This window comes from Streptomyces sp. WI03-4A, assembly GCF_033792105.1.
Classification (GTDB): domain Bacteria; phylum Actinomycetota; class Actinomycetes; order Streptomycetales; family Streptomycetaceae; genus Streptomyces; species Streptomyces collinus_A.
The window spans coordinates 156,685-176,896 of the sequence record NZ_JARAUO010000010.1 but is presented as its reverse complement, the minus strand read 5'-3'; the positions used below and the strand labels follow the sequence as shown (position 1 = coordinate 176,896).

General features: G+C 71.7%; 19 protein-coding genes. 6 read left to right on the top strand and 13 right to left on the bottom strand.

Going from position 1 to position 20,212, the window contains the following annotated elements; all coding sequences use genetic code 11:
- The first annotated feature begins 7 nt into the window (after positions 1-7).
- Positions 8-1,366 carry a two-component system sensor histidine kinase CseC gene (cseC, locus tag PV343_RS14135; protein WP_319147225.1) on the top strand — a complete coding sequence of 453 codons (1,359 nt, stop codon included), beginning with the start codon at positions 8-10 and terminating at the stop codon, positions 1,364-1,366.
- A 234-nt stretch (positions 1,367-1,600) separates the two neighbouring features.
- Here cseC and PV343_RS14130 read toward each other — a convergent pair whose 3' ends face one another.
- On the bottom strand, positions 1,601-3,190 hold the full coding sequence (locus PV343_RS14130) for an MDR family MFS transporter (RefSeq protein ID WP_319147224.1): 1,590 nt from the start codon (positions 3,188-3,190) through the stop codon (positions 1,601-1,603).
- Between the two features lie 125 nt (positions 3,191-3,315).
- Between PV343_RS14130 and PV343_RS14125 the strand changes: the two genes are divergently transcribed.
- Positions 3,316-3,915, top strand: coding sequence for a TetR/AcrR family transcriptional regulator (locus tag PV343_RS14125; RefSeq protein WP_319147223.1), 600 nt, complete (start codon positions 3,316-3,318; stop codon positions 3,913-3,915).
- A gap of 1 nt (position 3,916) precedes the next feature.
- On the opposite strand, the gene PV343_RS14120 is transcribed toward PV343_RS14125, so the two are convergent.
- The gene (locus PV343_RS14120; RefSeq protein WP_319147222.1) at positions 3,917-4,468 is read right to left on the bottom strand and encodes a M23 family metallopeptidase; all 552 of its coding nucleotides are present in this window, start codon (positions 4,466-4,468) and stop codon (positions 3,917-3,919) included.
- A gap of 460 nt (positions 4,469-4,928) precedes the next feature.
- Between PV343_RS14120 and PV343_RS14115 the strand changes: the two genes are divergently transcribed.
- Positions 4,929-5,582, top strand: a complete 654-nt coding sequence (locus PV343_RS14115) for an HAD family acid phosphatase (protein WP_319147221.1) — start codon at positions 4,929-4,931, stop codon at positions 5,580-5,582.
- Between the two features lie 67 nt (positions 5,583-5,649).
- Here PV343_RS14115 and PV343_RS14110 read toward each other — a convergent pair whose 3' ends face one another.
- The gene (locus PV343_RS14110; protein WP_319147220.1) at positions 5,650-8,175 is read right to left on the bottom strand and encodes an ATP-dependent Clp protease ATP-binding subunit; all 2,526 of its coding nucleotides are present in this window, start codon (positions 8,173-8,175) and stop codon (positions 5,650-5,652) included.
- 430 nt (positions 8,176-8,605) lie between these two features.
- Here PV343_RS14110 and PV343_RS14105 point away from each other — a divergent pair, with 430 nt between their 5' ends.
- Positions 8,606-9,292 (top strand): SCO3374 family protein, encoded by a 687-nt coding sequence (locus PV343_RS14105; RefSeq protein WP_319147219.1) that lies wholly within the window; start codon positions 8,606-8,608, stop codon positions 9,290-9,292.
- Here PV343_RS14105 and PV343_RS14100 read toward each other — a convergent pair.
- The 10 genes from PV343_RS14100 to PV343_RS14055 form a co-directional block, all read right to left on the bottom strand.
- Positions 9,271-9,606 carry a histone-like nucleoid-structuring protein Lsr2 gene (locus tag PV343_RS14100; RefSeq protein WP_020941434.1) on the bottom strand — a complete coding sequence of 112 codons (336 nt, stop codon included), beginning with the start codon at positions 9,604-9,606 and terminating at the stop codon, positions 9,271-9,273. The two genes, PV343_RS14105 and PV343_RS14100, sit on opposite strands and share 22 nt — an antisense overlap.
- Positions 9,607-9,808: 202 nt before the next feature.
- A complete protein-coding gene (locus PV343_RS14095) occupies positions 9,809-10,342 on the bottom strand; it encodes an amino-acid N-acetyltransferase (protein ID WP_020941433.1) in 534 nt (177 codons plus the stop codon).
- A gap of 9 nt (positions 10,343-10,351) precedes the next feature.
- Positions 10,352-10,765, bottom strand: a complete 414-nt coding sequence (locus PV343_RS14090; RefSeq protein WP_387953497.1) for a BlaI/MecI/CopY family transcriptional regulator — start codon at positions 10,763-10,765, stop codon at positions 10,352-10,354.
- A gap of 175 nt (positions 10,766-10,940) precedes the next feature.
- Positions 10,941-11,120, bottom strand: coding sequence for a hypothetical protein (locus tag PV343_RS14085; protein ID WP_133924546.1), 180 nt, complete (start codon positions 11,118-11,120; stop codon positions 10,941-10,943).
- A gap of 70 nt (positions 11,121-11,190) precedes the next feature.
- Positions 11,191-11,859 carry a hypothetical protein gene (locus PV343_RS14080; RefSeq protein WP_319147256.1) on the bottom strand — a complete coding sequence of 223 codons (669 nt, stop codon included), beginning with the start codon at positions 11,857-11,859 and terminating at the stop codon, positions 11,191-11,193.
- A 192-nt stretch (positions 11,860-12,051) separates the two neighbouring features.
- On the bottom strand, positions 12,052-12,849 hold the full coding sequence (locus tag PV343_RS14075) for a type III pantothenate kinase (RefSeq protein WP_020941429.1): 798 nt from the start codon (positions 12,847-12,849) through the stop codon (positions 12,052-12,054).
- A gap of 5 nt (positions 12,850-12,854) precedes the next feature.
- On the bottom strand, positions 12,855-13,832 hold the full coding sequence (nadC, locus tag PV343_RS14070; protein ID WP_319147217.1) for a carboxylating nicotinate-nucleotide diphosphorylase: 978 nt from the start codon (positions 13,830-13,832) through the stop codon (positions 12,855-12,857).
- A gap of 5 nt (positions 13,833-13,837) precedes the next feature.
- Positions 13,838-15,559 (bottom strand): L-aspartate oxidase, encoded by a 1,722-nt coding sequence (locus tag PV343_RS14065; RefSeq protein WP_319147216.1) that lies wholly within the window; start codon positions 15,557-15,559, stop codon positions 13,838-13,840.
- Positions 15,556-16,557 (bottom strand): pantoate--beta-alanine ligase, encoded by a 1,002-nt coding sequence (gene panC / locus PV343_RS14060; protein WP_319147215.1) that lies wholly within the window; start codon positions 16,555-16,557, stop codon positions 15,556-15,558. The genes PV343_RS14065 and panC overlap by 4 nt, the downstream gene beginning before the upstream one ends.
- Positions 16,554-17,510 carry a Rossmann-like and DUF2520 domain-containing protein gene (locus PV343_RS14055; protein WP_319147214.1) on the bottom strand — a complete coding sequence of 319 codons (957 nt, stop codon included), beginning with the start codon at positions 17,508-17,510 and terminating at the stop codon, positions 16,554-16,556. The genes panC and PV343_RS14055 overlap by 4 nt, the downstream gene beginning before the upstream one ends.
- A gap of 173 nt (positions 17,511-17,683) precedes the next feature.
- Between PV343_RS14055 and PV343_RS14050 the strand changes: the two genes are divergently transcribed.
- Together PV343_RS14050 and PV343_RS14045 are read left to right on the top strand one after the other, a co-directional pair.
- On the top strand, positions 17,684-18,883 hold the full coding sequence (locus PV343_RS14050) for a threonine aldolase family protein (protein ID WP_319147213.1): 1,200 nt from the start codon (positions 17,684-17,686) through the stop codon (positions 18,881-18,883).
- Positions 18,884-18,998: 115 nt separating this feature from the next.
- Complete coding sequence (locus tag PV343_RS14045) at positions 18,999-20,141, top strand: DUF5937 family protein (protein ID WP_319147212.1); 1,143 nt, start codon at positions 18,999-19,001, stop codon at positions 20,139-20,141.
- The last annotated feature ends 71 nt before the right edge of the window (positions 20,142-20,212 follow it).

Genomic DNA, 20,212 nt, shown 5'->3' with positions numbered 1-20,212 from the left:
GAGCGGCATGCGGGGGATCATTCGGCACCCGGTCCGGCACATGGAGCGGGCCGGCCTGCGCACCGGGCTCCGATGGAAGCTCAGCGCGGCGATCGCGCTGGTCGCCGGGCTCGTGGCGATCGCGCTGAGCCTGGTCGTGCACAACGCGGCCCGGGTCTCGATGCTGGACAACGCGCGCGACCTGGCGAACGCCCGGGTGCAGATCGCGCAGGGCAACTACGAGCGGTACAAGCGGACGAACTTCCCGGACATCAAGATCGACGATCCGGAGCTGCCGGACGCCCTGCGCGAGAAGGTCGAGGAGGGCCGCCGGGCCAGCGACGTCTCGGACCACGGCGGGGGGCCGCCGGACATCTGGGCGGCCGTACCGGTCAAGGACGGCCATGTGCTGTCCCTGCACACCCACTTCCCCGACCGCTCCACGGACGTGATGAAGGACCTCGACCAGGCCCTGGTCATCGGGTCCATCGCGGTCGTGTTCGGCGGCAGCGCGCTCGGCGTGCTGATCGGCGGGCAGCTGTCGCGGCGGCTGCGCAAGGCGGCCGCCGCCGCCGGCCAGGTGGCCAAGGGCGAGACCGACGTACGGGTCCGGGAGGCCATCGGCGGGGTGGTGCGGGACGAGACCGACGACCTCGCCCGCGCGGTCGACGCCATGGCGGACGCGCTGCGCCTGCGCCTGGAGGCCGAGCGGCGGGTCACCGCGGACATCGCGCACGAGCTGCGCACGCCGGTGACGGGCCTGCTCACGGCCGCCGAACTGCTGCCGCCCGGCCGTCCGACGGAACTGGTCCTGGACCGGGCGAAGGCTATGCGCACCCTCGTCGAGGACGTGCTGGAGGTGGCCCGGCTGGACAGCGCCTCCGAGCGGGCCGAGCTGCAGGACATCATGCTGGGCGAGTTCGTGTCCCGGCGCGTGGCCGCCAAGGACCCGGACGTGGCCGTACGCGTGGTGCACGAGTCGGCGGTCACCACCGACCCGCGGCGGCTCGAACGGGTGCTGTTCAACCTGCTCGCGAACGCCGCCCGGCACGGCCGGCCGCCGATCGAGGTCACCGTCGAGGGCCGGGTCATCCGGGTCCGCGACCACGGCCCCGGCTTCCCCGAGGAACTGCTCGACGAGGGCCCGAGCCGCTTCCGCACCGGGAGCATGGACCGCGCCGGGCAGGGCCACGGCCTCGGCCTGACCATCGCGGCCGGTCAGGCCCGGGTGCTGGGCGCCCGCCTGACCTTCCGCAACGTGCGGCCCGCCGGCCTCCCCGGCCACGTCCCGGCCGAGGGCGCGGTCGCCGTCCTCTGGCTCCCGGAACACGCCCCGACCGACACGGGCAGCCACCCGATGCTGCCGTTGTCCGGCGGCACCGCCTGACGGCTCCGGCGCGCGGGGTGTGCGCCGGGGGCGGCCGGGCGGTCCGCCGCCTCCGCCGCCCGCTCAGCCACGCCGGCCCCCTCCCGCCGGGCGGTCAGCCGAAGTCCTTGGAGAAGTCGAGCTCCTCGCTGCGCTCGGTCAGCGAGTACCGCGGCACGGGGCACTGACAGCGGTCCGGGCACGGCGAAGGCCCCCGGGGCGGACACCAGCCGGGGGCCTTCGGTCAGGGGTGGCTCAGACGGCTTCGATCACCGGAGCCGGTACCGCGTCGGCGCCTTCCGCGGGCTTCTGCGGGCCGCCCTTGAGCGGCACCTCCTTGACGAACAGGGCCGCGACCAGCACGACCACCGCGATCACCGCGCCCAGCAGGAACGCCGAGTGCGTGCCGGCCGACACCGCGTGCTGGTACGCCTCCCGGATGGGGGCGGGCAGCATGTTGATGTGCTTGGCGTCCAGCGCGGCGGACTTCTCGGTCATCTGCTTGCCCAGCGCGCCGGCCCGGGCGGCCATGACGTCCTGGACCTTGTGGTTGAACAGGGCGCCCATGATGGCCACGCCGAACGAGGAGCCGAGCGTACGGAACAGGGTGGTGGACGAGGAGGCCACGCCCATGTCCTTCATCTGCACGCTGTTCTGCGCCACCAGCATGGTGATCTGCATCAGGCAGCCCATGCCCGCGCCCAGCACGGCCATGTAGATGCCGGAGGTCAGCCGGGTGGTCCCGGTGTCCATCAGCGACAGCAGGTAGAGACCGGTGATCATCAGCGCGCCGCCGACGATCGGGAAGGCCTTGTAGCGGCCGCTGTTGGTGGTGACCCGGCCCGCGACCATGGAGGTCACGAGCATCGCGCCGAGCATCGGCAGGAGCAGCAGGCCCGAGTTGGTGGCCGAGGCGCCCTGCACCGACTGCTGGTAGAGCGGCAGGTAGAGGGTGGCGCCGAACATCACGAAGCCGGTGATGAAGCCGATGACCGACATGAGGGTGAAGTTGCGGCTGCGGAAGATGTGCAGCGGCAGCACCGGCTCGGAGGCGCGGGTCTGCCAGAAGACGAACCCGACCAGCGTGGCGACCCCGATGCCGATCAGTTCCATGATCCGCGCGGACGTCCAGGCGTACTCCGTGCCGCCCCACGTGGTGACCAGCACGATGGAGGTGATGCCGACGGTGAGCAGCACGACGCCGAGGTAGTCGATGCCCGCCTTGGCCCGCTTCCTCGGCAGGTGCAGCACGGCGGTGACCAGCGCCAGCGCCACGGCGCCGAGTGGCAGGTTGATGTAGAAGGCCCAGCGCCAGCCCCAGTTGTCGGTGATCGTGCCGCCGACCAGCGGGCCGCCGATCATCGCCAGCGCCATCACGCCGGCCATCATGCCCTGGTACTTGCCGCGCTCCCGCGGCGGTATGAGGTCACCGATGATCGCCATGACGCCGACCATGAGACCGCCGGCGCCGAGCCCCTGAACGGCACGGAAACCGATGAGCTGGCCCATGTCCTGCGCCATGCCGCTCAGCGCGGAGCCGATCAGGAAGATCACGATCGAGCTGAGGAAGGCGCCCTTGCGCCCGTACATGTCGCCGACCTTGCCCCAGATGGGGGTCGAGGCCGCGGTGGCCAGGGTGTACCCGGTGACCACCCAGGACAGGTGCTCCAGGCCGCCCAGCTCGCCCACGATCGTCGGCATGGCCGTACCCACGATCATGTTGTCGAGCATCGCGAGCATCATCGCGATCATGAGCGCGAGCAGGACCACCCGGACGCTCTTCGGCTGCTTCTCCGGCTTCTCCGGCTGCGTCTGGCCCGCCACGGCCGCTTGCGTGTCCGCCATCTCTCCCACTCCCCCTGACGACTGCTACTTACTTGCCGCCCGGCTAGTTCATTACACTGGAGAAGGTAAGCTCGTAACTAGCCGGGCGTCAAGTAAGTTTCCGCGGCAGCGCGAGGAGTACGAGGATGGGCGTCACCATGGACGGCACCAAGCAGCAGCGCCGCGGAAACACCCGCCAGCGCATCCAGGACGTCGCGCTCGAACTCTTCGCCGAGCAGGGCTACGAGAAGACCTCCCTGCGGGAGATCGCCGAGCGCCTCGACGTCACGAAGGCGGCCCTGTACTACCACTTCAAGACGAAGGAAGAGATCATCGTCAGCCTCTTCGAGGATCTGACGAAGCCGATCGAGGACCTGATCGAGTGGGGTCGCAGCCAGCCGCACACCCTGGAGACGAAGCAGGAGCTGGTGCGCCGCTACGGCGAGGCCCTGAGCGGCGCCGAGCCGTTGTTCCGCTTCATGCAGGAGAACCAGGCGACCGTCAGGGAACTGCGCATCGGCGACGCGTTCAAGGACCGGATGCGCGGTCTGCGGGACATCCTCATAGACCCCGAGGCCGAACTCGTGGACCAGGTGCGGTCCGTCAGCGCGATGTTCACGCTGCACGCGGGGATGTTCGTGATGCAGGACCTCGAAGGCGACCCCGAGAAGAAGCGCGAGGCTGTTCTCGAAGTCGCCCTGGGCCTCATCGCGCAGGCGCACGAACACGCCCACCGGAGGGACTAGCTCAGACCTTGACGCCCTGGGCCTTCAGGAAGACGACCGGGTTGATCGCGGAGCCGTAGTTCGGGGTCGTACGGATCTCGAAGTGCAGGTGCGGGCCGGTCGAGTTGCCGGTGCTGCCCGAGAGGGCGATGTGCTGACCGGTCTTGACGACCTGGCCGACCTTGACGTCGATCCGGGACAGGTGCGCGTACTGCGAGTAGGTGCCGTTGCCGTGCTTGATGACGATGGCGTTGCCGTACGCCGGGCCGTCACCGGCGCCGTTGGGGCCGGCCTTGACGACGGTGCCGCCGTGCGCGGCGAGAACCTCGGTGCCGGTCGGCACGGCGAAGTCCTGACCGCTGTGCTTGTGCGCCCAGTGGCTGCCGTCCTGCATGAAGGTGGCGGACAGCGTGTACTGCTTCACCGGGTCCACCCAGGAAGCGGCGGACGGCGTCGCGGCGCTCGCGACCCCGGCACCCAGCACGGCCGTGACGCCGGCTCCGGCGGCCAGGACGGCCACGCGGTTGCGGAGGGAGGACGTACGGGTGGTGCGGGACGTGAAGCGCTGGAACATGCGAAACCTCGTGGATTCGGGGACAGAACGACCGCCCGGCGCAGAGACGTTCGCCGGTGGGGCGATTCATTGGTAACCCGACTCCCCAACCCCGCTCAAACCCCCCGAGTACGGCGTCATTTAGTACACGAGCCGGATATCGGGCACTTCTTGACAGGCCCGACAGTCCCCCCGCCTCATGAGCAATAGCTCCGACGTCGCCTTTTCGAGAGGTTCAGGAGGTTTATGCCCTATTTGTCTAGGCGGAAATTCCCACTATCGGGGCTAGTACCGGACATATCGCCTGTGCGGCATGTCACCGGCCCCCGGAATCCCCGGCCGAATAAATGTGACGCAGACCTCTAGCAACCTACCCTTCGGTAACCCTACGGTTCCCCTCGCGCCACCCTCACCAAAGATCATGCACCTGACACCACCCGTTCAGGCCGTGCAGCGTACGGACGTGAGAGGACCCCCACCGATGACCAGACGCCCCTGGGCGCGCCGCATATCCGTCACCGCCGTCTCCGTGGCCGCACTGGCCGCGCTGGCGGTCCCCGCCGAGGCCGCAGGTACGGCCGCGGGCACCGACGGCACCGCCTCCGCCTCGGCCGGCGCGTCCGCGTCCGCGTCCGCCGCCAAGGTCGACCACGCGACCTGGCAGAAGGACTGCCAGGCCGTCATGGACCAGGCGCTGCCCTACCTCAAGGACCGCATCGCCGCCGCCGGGCCCGGCGAGAAGCAGGCGATCGTCTTCGACATCGACAACACCACGCTGGAGACCGACTTCGGCTTCCACTTCCCGCAGCCGGCCAACAAGCCGGTGCTGGACGTCGCCAAGTACGCCCAGGCGCACGGCGTCTCGCTGTTCTTCGTCACCGCCCGCCCGGGCATCATCGAAGACCCCACCGAGTGGAACCTGAAGTACGACGGCTACAACGTCTCCGGGCTCTACGTCCGCGGCTTCCTCGACCTCTTCAAGGACGTCGCCGCGTACAAGACGGCCCAGCGCACGGACATCGAGCGCAAGGGCTACACGATCATCGCGAACATCGGCAACAGCGCCACCGACCTGTCGGGCGGCCACGCCGAGAAGACGTACAAACTGCCCGACTACGACGGCCAGTTGTCGTAACCGGGGACTCCCGGGCACGCGAAAGGGGCCGGTGCCCGAAGGCACCGGCCCCTTTCGGCCGTGACGCTTACGCGTCCTTGCTCAGGTTCGGCCCGGCACCGCCGGCCGCCTGCTCGATCGGCGGGACGTCCGGCAGCGCCGACTTCTCCTCACCCCGGAAGGTGAAGGTGGCGGCTTCGCCCTCGCCCTCGGTGTCCACGACCACGATGTGACCGGGACGCAGCTCGCCGAAGAGGATCTTCTCCGAGAGCGTGTCCTCGACCTCGCGCTGGATCGTGCGGCGCAGCGGACGCGCGCCCAGCACCGGGTCGTAACCCTTCTTGGACAGCAGCTCCTTGGCGGACTGGGAGAGCTCGATGCCCATGTCCCGGTCCTTCAGGCGCTCGTCCACCTTGCTGATCATCAGGTCGACGATCCGCAGGATGTCCTCCTGCGTCAGCTGCGGGAAGACGACCACGTCGTCGACGCGGTTGAGGAACTCGGGCCGGAAGTGCTGCTTGAGCTCGTCCTGGACCTTGTTCTTCATGCGCTCGTAGTTGGTCTTCGTGTCACCCGTGGCCGCGAAGCCCAGGTTGAAGCCCTTGGAGATGTCCCGGGTGCCGAGGTTGGTCGTCATGATGATGACCGTGTTCTTGAAGTCCACGACCCGGCCCTGGGAGTCGGTCAGACGACCGTCCTCCAGGATCTGCAGCAGCGAGTTGAAGATGTCCGGGTGCGCCTTCTCGACCTCGTCGAAGAGGACGACGGAGAACGGCTTGCGGCGGACCTTCTCGGTCAGCTGGCCGCCCTCCTCGTAGCCCACGTAACCGGGGGGCGAACCGAAGAGACGCGAGACCGTGTGCTTCTCGCTGAACTCCGACATGTCGAGGGAGATCAGCGCGTCCTCGTCGCCGAAGAGGAACTCGGCGAGCGCCTTGGACAGCTCGGTCTTACCGACACCGGACGGGCCGGCGAAGATGAACGAACCACCGGGGCGCTTCGGGTCCTTCAGACCGGCACGCGTACGGCGGATCGCCTTCGACAGCGCCTTGACGGCGTCGACCTGGCCGATGACCCGCTTGTGGAGCTCGTCCTCCATGCGGAGCAGGCGGCTGGACTCCTCCTCGGTCAGCTTGAAGACCGGGATGCCGGTGGCCGTGGCGAGGACCTCGGCGATCAGCTCGCCGTCGACCTCGGCGACGACGTCCATGTCGCCGGCCTTCCACTCCTTCTCCCGCTTGGCCTTGGCGGCCAGGAGCTGCTTCTCCTTGTCGCGCAGGGAGGCGGCCTTCTCGAAGTCCTGCGAGTCGATCGCGGACTCCTTGTCCCGGCGGACGGCGGCGATCTTCTCGTCGAACTCGCGCAGGTCCGGCGGCGCGGTCATCCGGCGGATGCGCATCCGGGAACCGGCCTCGTCGATCAGGTCGATCGCCTTGTCGGGCAGGAAGCGGTCCGAGATGTAGCGGTCGGCCAGCGTGGCGGCCTGGACCAGCGCCTCGTCCGTGATGGACACGCGGTGGTGCGCCTCGTACCGGTCGCGCAGACCCTTGAGGATCTCGATCGTGTGCGGCAGGGACGGCTCCGCGACCTGGATGGGCTGGAAGCGGCGCTCGAGGGCCGCGTCCTTCTCCAGGTGCTTGCGGTACTCGTCCAGGGTGGTCGCACCGATGGTCTGGAGCTCACCACGGGCCAGCATCGGCTTCAGGATGGAGGCGGCGTCGATGGCGCCCTCGGCGGCACCCGCACCGACCAGCGTGTGCAGCTCGTCGATGAACAGGATGATGTCGCCGCGGGTGCGGATCTCCTTGAGCACCTTCTTCAGGCGCTCCTCGAAGTCACCGCGGTAGCGGGAGCCGGCGACCAGCGCGCCGAGGTCGAGGGTGTAGAGGTGCTTGTCCTTGAGGGTCTCGGGCACCTCGCCCTTGACGATGGCCTGGGCGAGGCCCTCGACGACGGCGGTCTTGCCGACGCCGGGCTCACCGATCAGCACCGGGTTGTTCTTGGTGCGGCGGGACAGCACCTGCATGACCCGCTCGATCTCCTTCTCGCGCCCGATGACCGGGTCGAGCTTGGACTCACGAGCGGCCTGGGTGAGGTTCCGGCCGAACTGGTCCAGGACGAGGGAGGTCGAAGGCGTGCCCTCGGCCGGGCCGCCCGCGGCGGCGGTCTCCTTGCCCTGGTAACCGGAGAGCAGCTGGATCACCTGCTGCCGCACCCGGTTGAGGTCTGCGCCCAGCTTGACCAGGACCTGGGCGGCGACGCCCTCGCCCTCGCGGATCAGGCCGAGCAGGATGTGCTCCGTGCCGATGTAGTTGTGGCCCAGCTGAAGGGCCTCGCGGAGCGACAGCTCCAGGACCTTCTTGGCACGGGGGGTGAAGGGGATGTGGCCGGACGGGGCCTGCTGGCCCTGACCGATGATCTCCTCCACCTGCTGGCGGACCGCCTCAAGCGAAATGCCGAGGCTCTCCAGGGCCTTAGCGGCGACACCTTCGCCCTCGTGGATGAGACCCAGGAGGATGTGCTCGGTGCCGATGTAGTTGTGGTTGAGCATCCGGGCTTCTTCCTGAGCCAGGACGACAACCCGCCGCGCGCGGTCGGTGAACCTCTCGAACATCGTTAATCGCTCCTCAGAGCGGTCAGGCAGTGGGGGGAACTTCCCCTCCCTGTCCTTCCGCAGCTTAGTCCCGCAAGCGGGGACCGCTCATTCCAACTGCCGACACCGTCGATGGCCTCCTGACCCCGAACGCCGACATCTGCTCCAACCCGATGGTGCGAGACGATGTTCCCGCAGGCCAGGCAGTTACCCCACTCGCCACTACGCCGATGGCGAACGTGAGACGGCCCTTCCCGCGCGTCGCCCCCTCCCACTAGGCATGTCTTACCCGCGGTGACGGACACTCCATGCCGCGCGCCCCTGTTCCCTCCGCTATGGGCGAACAACCTCGCGCCTCCCCCGGCCCGCGCGCGCCCCCTTTTCAGGCACCGTGTGCGATCATGGATACACACAGCGTAACCCTTGGGCCGTTTCGGCGGTTGCACTTGGCATGGCTGGCTCGGTCCGCACCGTTTCCACACTCTCCACGGTCCCCCTTCTCCCCCCGCCCCGTCTTCCGCACGGCACGGACCACGCGGACACCACGGCCGGCCCGGAGGCCCGGGCCCGGCACTGGTACGAGAACGAACTGGGGTGGGCGACCGTGCCCGGACGGCCGCTGCGGCTGGTCACGGGGCTGCGGTTCGACGTCCTCGACGTGCCCGCCGAGGCCGGAGCCGCCGCGCTCAGGCACCTCGCGCCGGGCTCACCGGTGGCCCTGCGGGGCGACCGGATGCGGCTGCTGGTGGCGGCGGGCAGCGCGGAGGAGCTGCCGGCGGTGCTGGACTGGCTGGAATGGGGGCCGCTGGCACTGGACCTGCAGGTCCTCGGCGCGGACGGGGCGATGGAGGCGCCGGTGCCGCCCGGCGGTGCGCACGGCGGCCGTCCGCCGCGTCCCGGCGACCCCGCCCGCACCGGTTCCGTCCAGGGGGCCGCCGCGTGGCTGCGACCCCCCGTACCCGGGGGCGAGGTCGAGGTCTCGCTGCCGGCACTGCCGGCCATGGGGAGTCCGAAGGACGCCCCCGATCTCGTGCGACTGGTCGACACGGTGGCGGCACGATGCCACCGCATCCGGCTGCGGCGCCTGGACGCCGGGCCGCCCGCCTGCCGGCGGAATCAGCCGTTGGCCTTCTCGTAGGCCTCGCGAATGGACGCGGGAACACGGCCGCGGTCGTTGACCTCGTAGCCGTTCTCCTTGGCCCAGGCGCGGATCGCCGCGGTGTCCTGGTTGCCACCGGAAGCGGCACGCGCCTTTCCGCGTCCGCCGGCGGCACGGCCACCGGTGCGACGACCGCCCTTCACATAGGGGTCGAGAAGGTCACGCAGCTTGTCCGCATTGGCGGTCGTGAGATCGATCTCGTATGTCTTGCCGTCCAGCGCGAACGTCACGGTCTCGTCCGCCTCGCCACCGTCGAGGTCGTCGACAAGAAGGACCTGAACCTTCTGTGCCACCGGATTTCCTTTCATCGATAACGTGAGGGTCAAGGGTCCGCGGCGTCCGCCGTTTCGCCGCCCCTGTTATATGCAGTACTGCAGTACGTCGGAAAGCAAACCGCTTTTGCCGGAAAAACACAAACCCCTGGGAGAGCCCCGGGGACCCGCCCACGTCCGGAAACATGCGCGTTTCGGACATAGGGACCCCGGGCAATGTCGATCACAGATGCAGAAGCATCCGGCTGTTGCCCAAGGTGTTCGGTTTCACTCGTTCGAGACCGAGGAACTCGGCGACGCCCTCGTCATAGGAACGCAACAGCTCCGCGTACACATCGGTGTCGACCGGTGTCTCCCCGATCTCCACGAAGCCGTGCTTGCCGAAGAAGTCCACTTCGAAGGTGAGGCAGAAAACCCGCCGAACACCGAGCCAGCGCGCGGTCTGCAGCAACTTCTCCAGCACCCGGTGACCCACACCGGCGCCCTTGAGGCCGGGCTTCACCGCGAGAGTCCGCACTTCCGCGAGGTCTTCCCACATGACGTGCAGCGCGCCGCAGCCGACCACCTCGGCGTTGTCGTCGCGTTCGGCGACCCAGAACTCCTGGATGTCCTCGTAAAGCGTGACCATCGCTTTGTCGAGCAGGATGCGGTCACGGACGTAGGCGTCGAGGAGGCGGCGGACGGCCGGGACATCGCTGGTGCGGGCCCGCCGGACGGTGATGGCTTTTGCGGTGACTTCGGGACGCTCTGGTGCCATGAGCGGACGCTATCGCCCGGTCGCCTCCCCGGCCGAGCCGGGGTTCTCCTCTTGGGGAGCTTGTGGCGCTTGCGGGGCCTGCGGGGCTTCCAGTGTTTCCGGAACCCGCACGATCCGTACGGCGTCCCTGAGGGCCTGCCGCTGTTCCTCGCTCATCATCCCGAAGAAGGCGACGAGAGCGGCCGCCGGGTTGTCGCTCTGCGACCAGGCGTCGTTCATGAGGGCGGCCGCGTACGCGGCCCGGGTGGAGACCGCCTCATATCGATAGGCGCGCCCTTCCGCCTCGCGGCGCACCCAGCCCTTCTGATGGAGATTGTCCAAAACGGTCATCACCGTGGTGTACGCGATGGACCGTTCCTGCTGGAGGTCTTCCAGGACTTCTCGAACGGTCACCGGGCGGTTCCACTTCCACACCCGCGTCATGACCGCGTCTTCGAGTTCTCCCAATGGGCGAGGCACAGCTCAGAACAATAGTGGGAGATCCCGTCAATGGCGTGCCGGACGTGCGCTTACGCTGCAAACGCCAACAAAAAGGGCGTACGACGCGCAAAAGCACCGGGGCACGGGGCCCCGGTGCGCGGAGTCGGACGCGGTGCCGTCAGGCGTCGCGGGCGGCGGACGCCTGGTGGACGCCCTCCGAGCGGGCGAGGGCGGCGTCCACGGCCGCGTCCTCCTTGGCCTTGGCGGCGCCGCCCTGGGTCTTCACGATCACCCTGACCACACCGATGAAGAACAGGGCCATGACGACCGGGGGCACGAGCGCGGAGACGTAGTCCATGGATCCAGAGTAGCCATCAGGTTCGGGGCGAAAGGGACGGGGTGCGCGGAGGGCGCGCGGACCGGCCCGGTCAGCCGGCGGCGAGCTGCCGGGACTCCGCGGGCCGCGCCGGGTCCGAGGGCGCGGCGGGCGGCTTGCGGCGCGGGAAGACCTCGCCCGGCGTGGGAATGGGCCGCTTCGGGGCGCCCGGCTCGCCGGGACGCTCGGCGGGCCGGCCGGGCGGCGTCTGACCGGGGCCCGGAGCGGGCTTCTGGGCGGGTTTCTCCGCCTCCTCGGCCCGGACGCCCGGGACCTCTCCCGCGCCGCCCGGGAGGGCCAGCAGGCGCGTCCTGGAGGGCGGCACGGCGGGCGCGGGGACCTTGCGGGCACCCTGTGCGAAGCGGGCGCGCACGTCCTGCTCGGCGAGCGCCTGGCAGCGGTCCAGCAGGCCGGCCGCGCGGGGGTTGCCGCGCAGCGCGCGGAGCGCGGCGAGGTCGTCCGGGGTGGGCCGGTGCCCGGCGCCCAGCGCCTCCTCCAGCAGCCCCAGGTAGCCGGCGGCCGTGCCCGGCAGGGCGGCGCGGTAGCGGCCCAGGTCGGCCACCAGGAAGGCGCGCAGCCGGGCCGCCTCGCGCATCGCCTCGTCGAGGGACTCGGCGAGGAGGAAGCAGTCCTTGACGTCCTCGGCGGACGCTCGGCCGGGGTGGAGGGCGAGGGCGAGCGCTCGGCGGAGCACACGCAGCTCCTCCGCTCCGAACGCCATGCCGCCGCGGGATCCGTAGGGCGTGGGCATGCGGCGACGCTATCGCTAATCGGACAAAAGTGACGGATCGGGATGTTGTGTCGCCGCGTGTCGTTGCCTGGTTTCGCCCGACCGGGGCCACGCGCGCATGGCGGGACGACCGGTCTCACGCGCGTGGCGGGCGGAGTGCGGCGCCCGCCACGCGCACGGCGCTCACATGCGCGACACGTTCCGCTCGTAGACCAGGCGCAGGCCGATCAGGGTCAGCCACGGCTGGTGCTCGTCGATCACCGTGGACTCGCCCAGCACCATCGGCGCGAGCCCGCCCGTGGCGATCACGGTGACGTCGTCGGGGTCGTCGGCCAGCTCCCGGGCCATCCGGCCCACCACGCCGTCGACCTGGCCGGCGAAGCCGTACACGATGCCCGACTGCATGGCCTCGACGGTGCTCTTGCCGATCACGTTGCGGGGCCGGGCCACCTCGATCTTCCGCAGCTGCGCGGCCTTGACGCCGAGCGCCTCCACCGAGATCTCGATGCCGGGGGCGATCACCCCGCCGACGTACTCCCCGCGCGCGGAGACCGCGTCGAAGGTGGTCGCCGTGCCGAAGTCGACGACGATCGCGGGGCCGCCGTACAGCTCGTTCGCCGCGACCGCGTTGATGATGCGGTCGGCGCCGACCTCCTTGGGGTTGTCGAACTGGATCGGCACCCCCGTCTTGACACCCGGCTCGACCAGCACCGCGGGCACGTCGCCGTAGTAGCGCCGGGTGACCTCGCGCAGCTCGTGCAGCACGGACGGGACGGTCGCGCAGATCGCGATGCCGTCGATGCCGTCGCCCAGCTCGTCCCCGAGCAGCGGGTGCATGCCCATCAGGCCCTGCAGCAGCACCGCCAGCTCGTCCGCCGTGCGGCGCGCGTCGGTGGAGATGCGCCAGTGCTCGACGATGTCCTCGCCGTCGAACAGGCCGAGCACGGTGTGCGTGTTACCGACGTCGATCGTGAGCAGCATGGCCGTTACTCCGCCTCGCGCAGGTCCAGGCCGATGTCGAGGATCGGCGAGGAGTGGGTGAGGGCGCCGACCGCCAGGAAGTCCACGCCGGTCTCGGCGTACGCGCGCGCGGTGTCGAGCGTGAGCCGGCCGGACGCCTCCAGCAGCGCCCGGCCGGCGACGATGCCGACGGCCTCCGCGCACTCGTTGGGTGTGAAGTTGTCCAGCAGGATCAGGTCCGCGCCCGCGTCGACGACCTCGCGGAGCTGGTGCAGGGTGTCGACCTCGACCTCGATCGGCACCTCGGGGAAGGTCTCCCGTACGGCCTTGAACGCCTGCGCGACGCCGCCGGCCGCCACCACGTGGTTGTCCTTCACCAGGGCGGCGTCGGAGAGCGACATGCGGTGGTTGACGCCGCCGCCGCAGCGGACGGCGAACTTCTCCAGCGAGCGCAGTCCCGGCGTCGTCTTGCGGGTGTCGCGCACGCGCGCCCCGGTGCCCTCCAGCACGTCCGCCCACGCGCGCGTGGCGGTCGCGATGCCGGACAGGCGGCACAGGATGTTGAGGGCGCTGCGCTCGGCGGTGAGCAGGTCGCGCGTGCGGGTGGTGACCGAGAGCAGCTTCTGCCCGGCCTCGACCCGGTCGCCGTCCTCGACGTGCCGCTCGACCTCGAACTCGTCGGTGCAGACCACGGAGAGCACGGCCTCGGCGACCCGCAGGCCGGCCACCACCCCGGCCTCGCGCACGCTGAAGTCGCCGGTGGCGACCGCGTCCTCGGGGATGGTCGAGACGGTGGTCACGTCCACCCCGCCGTCCAGGTCCTCCTGGATGGCGACGTTGGCGATGTCCTCGACCTCGATGGGGTCGAGCCCGGCGGCGGCCAGCAGCTCGGCGAGCGCGGGGTCGAGTCCGCTCTCCAGGTACTCCTCGTCGCCCTCGGCGCCGCAGGCGCAGCCGTCGCCGCAGCCGCCGGTCGGGGCGAGGGGAAGGTCGTCGGTGCTCACGTCTGTCACTGCTCCTGGGAAAGCCGGTGGTGCCGGGTCGGGGGGAAATCTGCGGTGTCGGTGGTGCGTACGGCCAGGGACCGGTCCGGGTTGAGCCGTACGACGATGTGGCGCCGCCATGCGGCGTCGTCGCGTTCGGCGCGGTCCTCGCGCCAGTGGCAGCCGCGGGTCTCCTCGCGCAGCCGGGCGGCGGCGACCAGGACGCGGGCCACGCACAGGAGGTTGGTCGCCTCCCAGGTGTCGACGCCCGGCTCGGCGGTCTTGCCGTTCTCGTCCAGGGCGTCGCGGGCCTCGGTGTGCAGCCGCTGGAGCTGCTCCGCGGCCTTCTCCAGGGACTGTGCCGAGCGCAGCACGCCCGCGCCGTCCGTCATGGTCCGCTGGATGGCGAACCGGGCCTCGGGGGCGAGCAGCGGGTGCGCGGGCCGCTCGGGTTCCGGGACCTGCGCGGGCACACGCGCGCGCAGGCCGTTCCCGGCGTGCGCGGCGGCGATGTCGGCGGCGATCCGCTCGGCGTAGACGAGCCCTTCCAGGAGGGAGTTGGAGGCGAGCCGGTTGGCGCCGTGCACGCCGGTGCAGGCGACCTCGCCGCACGCGTACAGGCCGGCCACGGTCGTACGCCCGCGCGCGTCGGTGCGCACGCCGCCGGAGGCGTAGTGGGCGGCCGGCGCGATCGGGATGGGCTCGGTGACGGGGTCGATGCCGTTGGCCCGGCAGGCGGCCAGGATGGTCGGGAAGCGGTGCTCCCACATGTCGGCGCCGAAGTGCCGGGCGTCGAGGAACATGTGCTCGGCGTCCTGCTCCAGCATCCGCCGCATGATGCCCTTGGCGACGATGTCCCGGGGCGCCAGTTCGGCCAGCTCGTGCTGGCCGACCATGAAGCGCACGCCGTCGCCGTCGACCAGGTGGGCGCCCTCGCCGCGCACCGCCTCCGAGACGAGCGGCTGCTGGCCCTCGGCGTCCGCGCCGAGGAACAGGACGGTCGGGTGGAACTGGACGAACTCCAGGTCGCTGACCTCGGCCCCGGCGCGCAGCGCGAGCGCCACCCCGTCGCCGGTCGACACGGACGGGTTGGTGGTCGCGGAGAACACCTGGCCCATGCCACCCGTCGCGAGGACGACCGCGGGCGCGTGCACGGCGCCCACGCCGTCGTGCTGGCCCTCGCCCATCACGTGCAGGGTGACGCCGGCGGTGCGGCCCTCGGCGTCCGTGAGCAGGTCGAGGACCAGCGCGTTCTCGACGGTGCGCAGTCCGCGCGCGCGGACGGCCGCCACCAGCGCCCGGGAGATCTCCGCTCCGGTCGCGTCGCCGCCCGCGTGCGCGATGCGGCGCCGGTGGTGGCCGCCCTCGCGGGTGAGCTGGATGTCGCCCTCGTCGTCGGTGTCGAAGTGGGCACCGGTGGAGATCAGCCGTCGCACGGCGTCGGGGCCCTCGGTGACGAGGAGCCGCACGGCCGCCTCGTCACACAGGCCGGCACCCGCCACCAGGGTGTCCTGGAGGTGCTGCTCGGGGGTGTCGCCCTCGCCCAGGGCGGCGGCGATGCCGCCCTGCGCCCAGCGCGTGGAGCCGTCGTCCAGACGGGCCTTGGTGACGACGACGGTCGTCAGGCCCGCGGCCTCGCAGCGCAGGGCGGCGGTCAGGCCCGCCACCCCGGAGCCGACGACGACCACGTCCGCGGAGATCGACCACCCGGGGGCGGGTGCGTGCAGTCGTATGCCTGTGCTGGTCACGAGGCGGCTCCGAGGTTTCCGAAGGTGAGGGGGATGTTGTCGATCAGCCGGGTGGTGCCCACCCGGGCGGCCACGGCGAGGACGGCCTCGCCGGTGAAGCCGTCGGCGATCTCGGTGAAGTCCGAGGGGTCCACCAGGGCGAGGTAGTCCAGCTTCAGCGGGGGCTCGACGCGGCCGGCCTCGTCCAGGACCTGGCGGGCGGCCGCGCGGACGGCCGCCGGGCCGCCGGGGACGGCCGTGGCCACGGCGTGCGCGTCGGCTGCCGCGCGGGACTCGCCTATGGCGCTCAGCGCCTCGGCACGCGCGTGCGTGGAGGGCACCTCGCGGGCCCGGGCGCGCAGCGCCTCCTGCGCCGCGTGCCGGTCGCGCCCGGCGAACAGGGCGCGGGACAGGGCGAGGGCGGTACGGCGCTCGTCGGGCGACAGGTAGCGGTTGCGGCTGGACAGGGCGAGCCCGTCGGCCTCGCGCACGGTCGGGACGCCGACGATCTCGACGCCGAAGTTCAGGTCCCGCACCATGCGCCGGATCAGGGCCAGTTGCTGGGCGTCCTTCTGTCCGAACAGGGCCACGTCGGGGCGGCTGAGGTGCAGCAGCTTGGCGACGACGGTCAGCACGCCGTCGAAGTGCCCCGGCCGCGCGGCTCCCTCCAGTCGCTCGCCCATCGGGCCCGCGGAGAGCCGCACCTGGGGCTGCCCGCCGGGGTACACCTCGTCCACCGAGGGCGCGAACACCGCGTCGGCGCCCGCCTGTTCGGCGAGCTTCAGGTCGGCTTCGAGGGTGCGGGGATAGCGGTCCAGGTCCTCGCCGGCACCGAACTGGAGCGGATTGACGAACACGGTGACGACGACCTCGCCGTCCCGGCCGGCGATCCCGCGCGCGGTGCGGATCAACGTGGCGTGGCCCTCGTGCAGGGCGCCCATGGTCATGACGACGGCGCGGCGGCCGTGACGTACGCGCGCGTGCAGCTCGTCGGCGGTGCTGAGCAGGGCGGTGGTCATCGGGCGTTCCCCTCGGTGCCGTCGGTGCCGTCGGTGCCTTCCGTGCCGGTGGAGCCGTCGGCCAGGACGCCGAGCAGGTCCTCGGCGAGCTCCGGCTTCAGCAGGCCGTGGGCGAGGGCGCGGTCGGCGGTGGCGCGGGCCATCGCCAGGTAGCCCGCCACGGTCCCCGGGGCGTGCCTGCGCAACTCGGTGACGTGCGCGGCGACGGTGCCCGCGTCCCCGCGCGCGACCGGGCCGGTGAGCGCCGCGTCACCGGAGCGCAGCGCGTTGTCCAGGGCGGCGCCGAGCAGCGGGCCGAGCATCCGGTCGGGGGCCGCGACGCCGGCCGTGCGCAGCAGTTCCATGGACTGGGCGACCAGGGTCACCAGGTGGTTGGCGCCCAGGGCGAGGGCCGCGTGGTAGAGCGGGCGGTTCTCCTCGCTGATCCACTCCGGCTCACCGCCCATCTCGATGACCAGGGCCTCGGCGGCCAGGCGCAGTTCCTCGGGCGCGGTGACGCCGAAGGAGCAGCCCGCCAGGCGCTGGACGTCCACCGGGGTGCCGGTGAAGGTCATCGCCGGGTGCAGCGCCAGAGGCAGCGCGCCCGCGCGCAGGGCGGGGTCGAGCACCTTCGCGCCGTACCGCCCCGAGGTGTGCACGAGGAGCTGTCCCGGCCGGACCGCGCCGGTCTCGGCGAGGCCCGAGACCAGGCCGGGCAGGGCGTCGTCGGGGACGGTGAGCAGGACGAGGTCGGCGCGCTGGAGGACCTCGGCGGGCGGGACCAGCGGCACGTCCGGGAGCATGCTCTCGGCGCGCCTGCGGGAGGCGTCGGAGACTCCGGAGACGGCCACCGGACGGTGCCCGGCGAGCTGGAGGGACGCGGCCAGGGCGGGGCCCACGCGGCCGGCGCCCACGACGCCGACGGTGAGCCGCGCGGGGCGGTCCCTGAGGTCTTGCTGGTGGACTGTACTCACGCGACAGCGGCCTTCCCGTTCCAGTCCGCACTGGGTACCGGACGATTTCTCGTCATGTTAACGCTATCGGGTGGGACGGCGGCTGGTTGTCCACAGGCTGTGGGTTTCCCCACGCCCCGCGCCCCGGCGAAATTCCGCTGCCCGCGCGGGACGGGGCGGGGGATGATCCCCGCATGACTGACAAGGGTGAGCTGGACGAAGAACGGCCGGCGGGGCCGGAGCAGGCGGAGCGGTCGGCGGCGGAGCTGCTGCGGGAACGGCGCGCCGCGGCCCAGCGGCAGGCGCGGCGCACGCTGTCCCGCGCCGACTGGGGCAGCACGATGCGCGAGCGTCTGGCGCACCTGACGGAGTCGGCGGCCGGGGTGTACGACCTGGACGAGCCGGCCGACATCTACGGCAACCGGGTCGTGGCCGCCCTGGAGGAGCGGGTCGCGGTGCTGCTCGGCACGGAGGCCGCCGCGTTCTTCCCGACGGGCACCATGGCCCAGCAGGTGGCCCTGCGCTGCTGGGCGGGCCGCACCGGCGACGCGGCGGTCGCGCTGCACGCCCTCGCGCACCCCGAGGTCCATGAGCGGCACGCGTTCAGCCAGGTCAGCGGCCTGCGTCCGGTCCTCGTGACGGATGAGCCGCGCCAGCCCACGGCCGAGGAGATACGCGACCTCGCCGAGCCGTTCGGCACGCTGATGCTGGAACTGCCCCTCAGGGACGCCGGTTTCCTGCTGCCGGCCTGGGAGGAGCTGACCGCGCTCGTCGAGGCGGCGCGGGAGCGCGACGCGGTGGTGCACTTCGACGGCGCGCGCCTGTGGGAGTGCGCCGAGCACTTCGGGCGTCCGCTGGAGGAGATCGCGGGCCTGGCCGACAGCGTCTACGTGTCGTTCTACAAGTCCCTCGGCGGGCTCGGGGGTGCCGCGCTCGCGGGGCCGAGGACGCTGGTCGAGGAGGCGCGGACCTGGCGGCACCGGTACGGCGGCATGATCTTCCAGCAGTTCCCGACCGTGCTGTCCGCGCTGGTCGGCCTGGAGCGTGAGCTGCCCCGACTGCCGGAGTACGTGCGCCACGCGCGCGTGGTGGCCGCCGCGCTGCGCGAGGGCTTCGCCGCGGCCGGGGTGGCCTGGTCGCGGGTGCACCCCGGGGTGCCGCACACCCACGAGTTCCAGGTCTGGCTGCCGTACGAGCCCGACGTGGTGGCGGAGGCGGCCGTGCGCCAGGCCGAGGAGACGTCGGTGATGCTCTTCGCGAACGCCTGGACCGGCGCCGGGCCCGGCATCGCGTGCACCGAGGTGTCGGTGCGGGCCGCCGGCCTGGAGTGGACGGCCGACGACGTCCGCGCGGCGGTGCGGGACTTCGTGGTCCGCCTGCCGGCGGTGTCGTAGCCCGGCGGTGTCGTAGCCCGGCGGGCAGGCGGGCACGGCCCGGCGGCCCGGTTCGCGCAGGTCAGACACCGGGCCGGGGTCCGGCGCTGTCAGTGGCCGGGTGCACGATGGGGGCATGAGCGTGACCATCGACATCACCGGGCTGGCCGCCACCGGGGGCGCCCCCGGCTCCAGCGACGCCGGGAGGTGGCGGAGGGTGAGCTTCACGCCCTCCCCACTGGCCGAGCTGGGGATGGCGCTGCACGCGCTCAGCGAGCCCGGCCACCACCCGCGGCTGCGCGGGTGGGCCACCGCCGTCACGGCCCGGCTGGACCCGGGCCTGGCCGACCGGCTGTGCGAGGCCGACTTCCTGTGGCGCACGACGTTCTCCGACGTCTTCGCCCCGTTCGCCGGCATCCCCGGCGGGCACGCGCGACCGGGCGCCACACTGGCCGAGGAGCTGGACCAGCTCGACGAGCTGACGGACGAGCAGTTCGTCCACTCGGCACTGGAGTTCACCTGCCAGCTGCGCTACGACGTGGCCGACCCCGGCCCGCTCGACGACCCGGTCGTGCGCCGGCGCTCCCTGGAGCTGGCCGCCGCGCGCGGTGTCGTGCAGGAGCGGTTCACCCGCCGGCTGCTGGAGGACCCGCCGGCCGTCCGCGCCTGGTTCCGGCAGCTGCTGCTCGACTGCGACGAGGCGTTCTTCGCCGACACCTGGGCCAGGCTCCAGCCCGAGCTCGCGGCGGACGCCCGGCACCGGACCGAACTGCTGCGCCGCAAGGGCCTCGGCGAGGCACTCTCCTCGCTCTCGGGCGCCGTCTCGCTGGACGAGGAGGCCGGGCTCATCACGGTCGACAAGCTCCTGGTGGGCCGCACCGCCACCGGCGACGGCGGCCTCGTCCTGGTGCCGACCAGCCTCGGCTGGCCGCACCTGCTGGTCCTGCACCGGTACGGCTGGCAGCCCACGATCACCTACCCCGTCAGCGGCTCCCACCCGCAGGCGCCCTCGGTCGAGCAGCTCACGCTGCGCCTGGAGGCGCTGGCCCACCCGGTGCGGATGCGGCTGTGCCGCCATCTGGCCCGCGCCGCGCACACGACGGGCGAACTGGCCCAGGCGCACGGCATGTCCGCCCCCGAGATATCCCGGCACCTCGCGGTGCTGAGACGGGCGGGCCTGATCACCAGCGGCCGCCGCGGCCGCTACGTCCAGCACCAGCTCGACCTCTCGGTGGTCGCCCGGCTGGGCACCGACTTCATCGAGGGCGTCCTACGCTGACCCGCTCCGCGGCGTGGGGGCGACGGAGGGCCGGCCGTGGCCGGCAGCCCGTGGCGTGCGGGCGGCGGAGG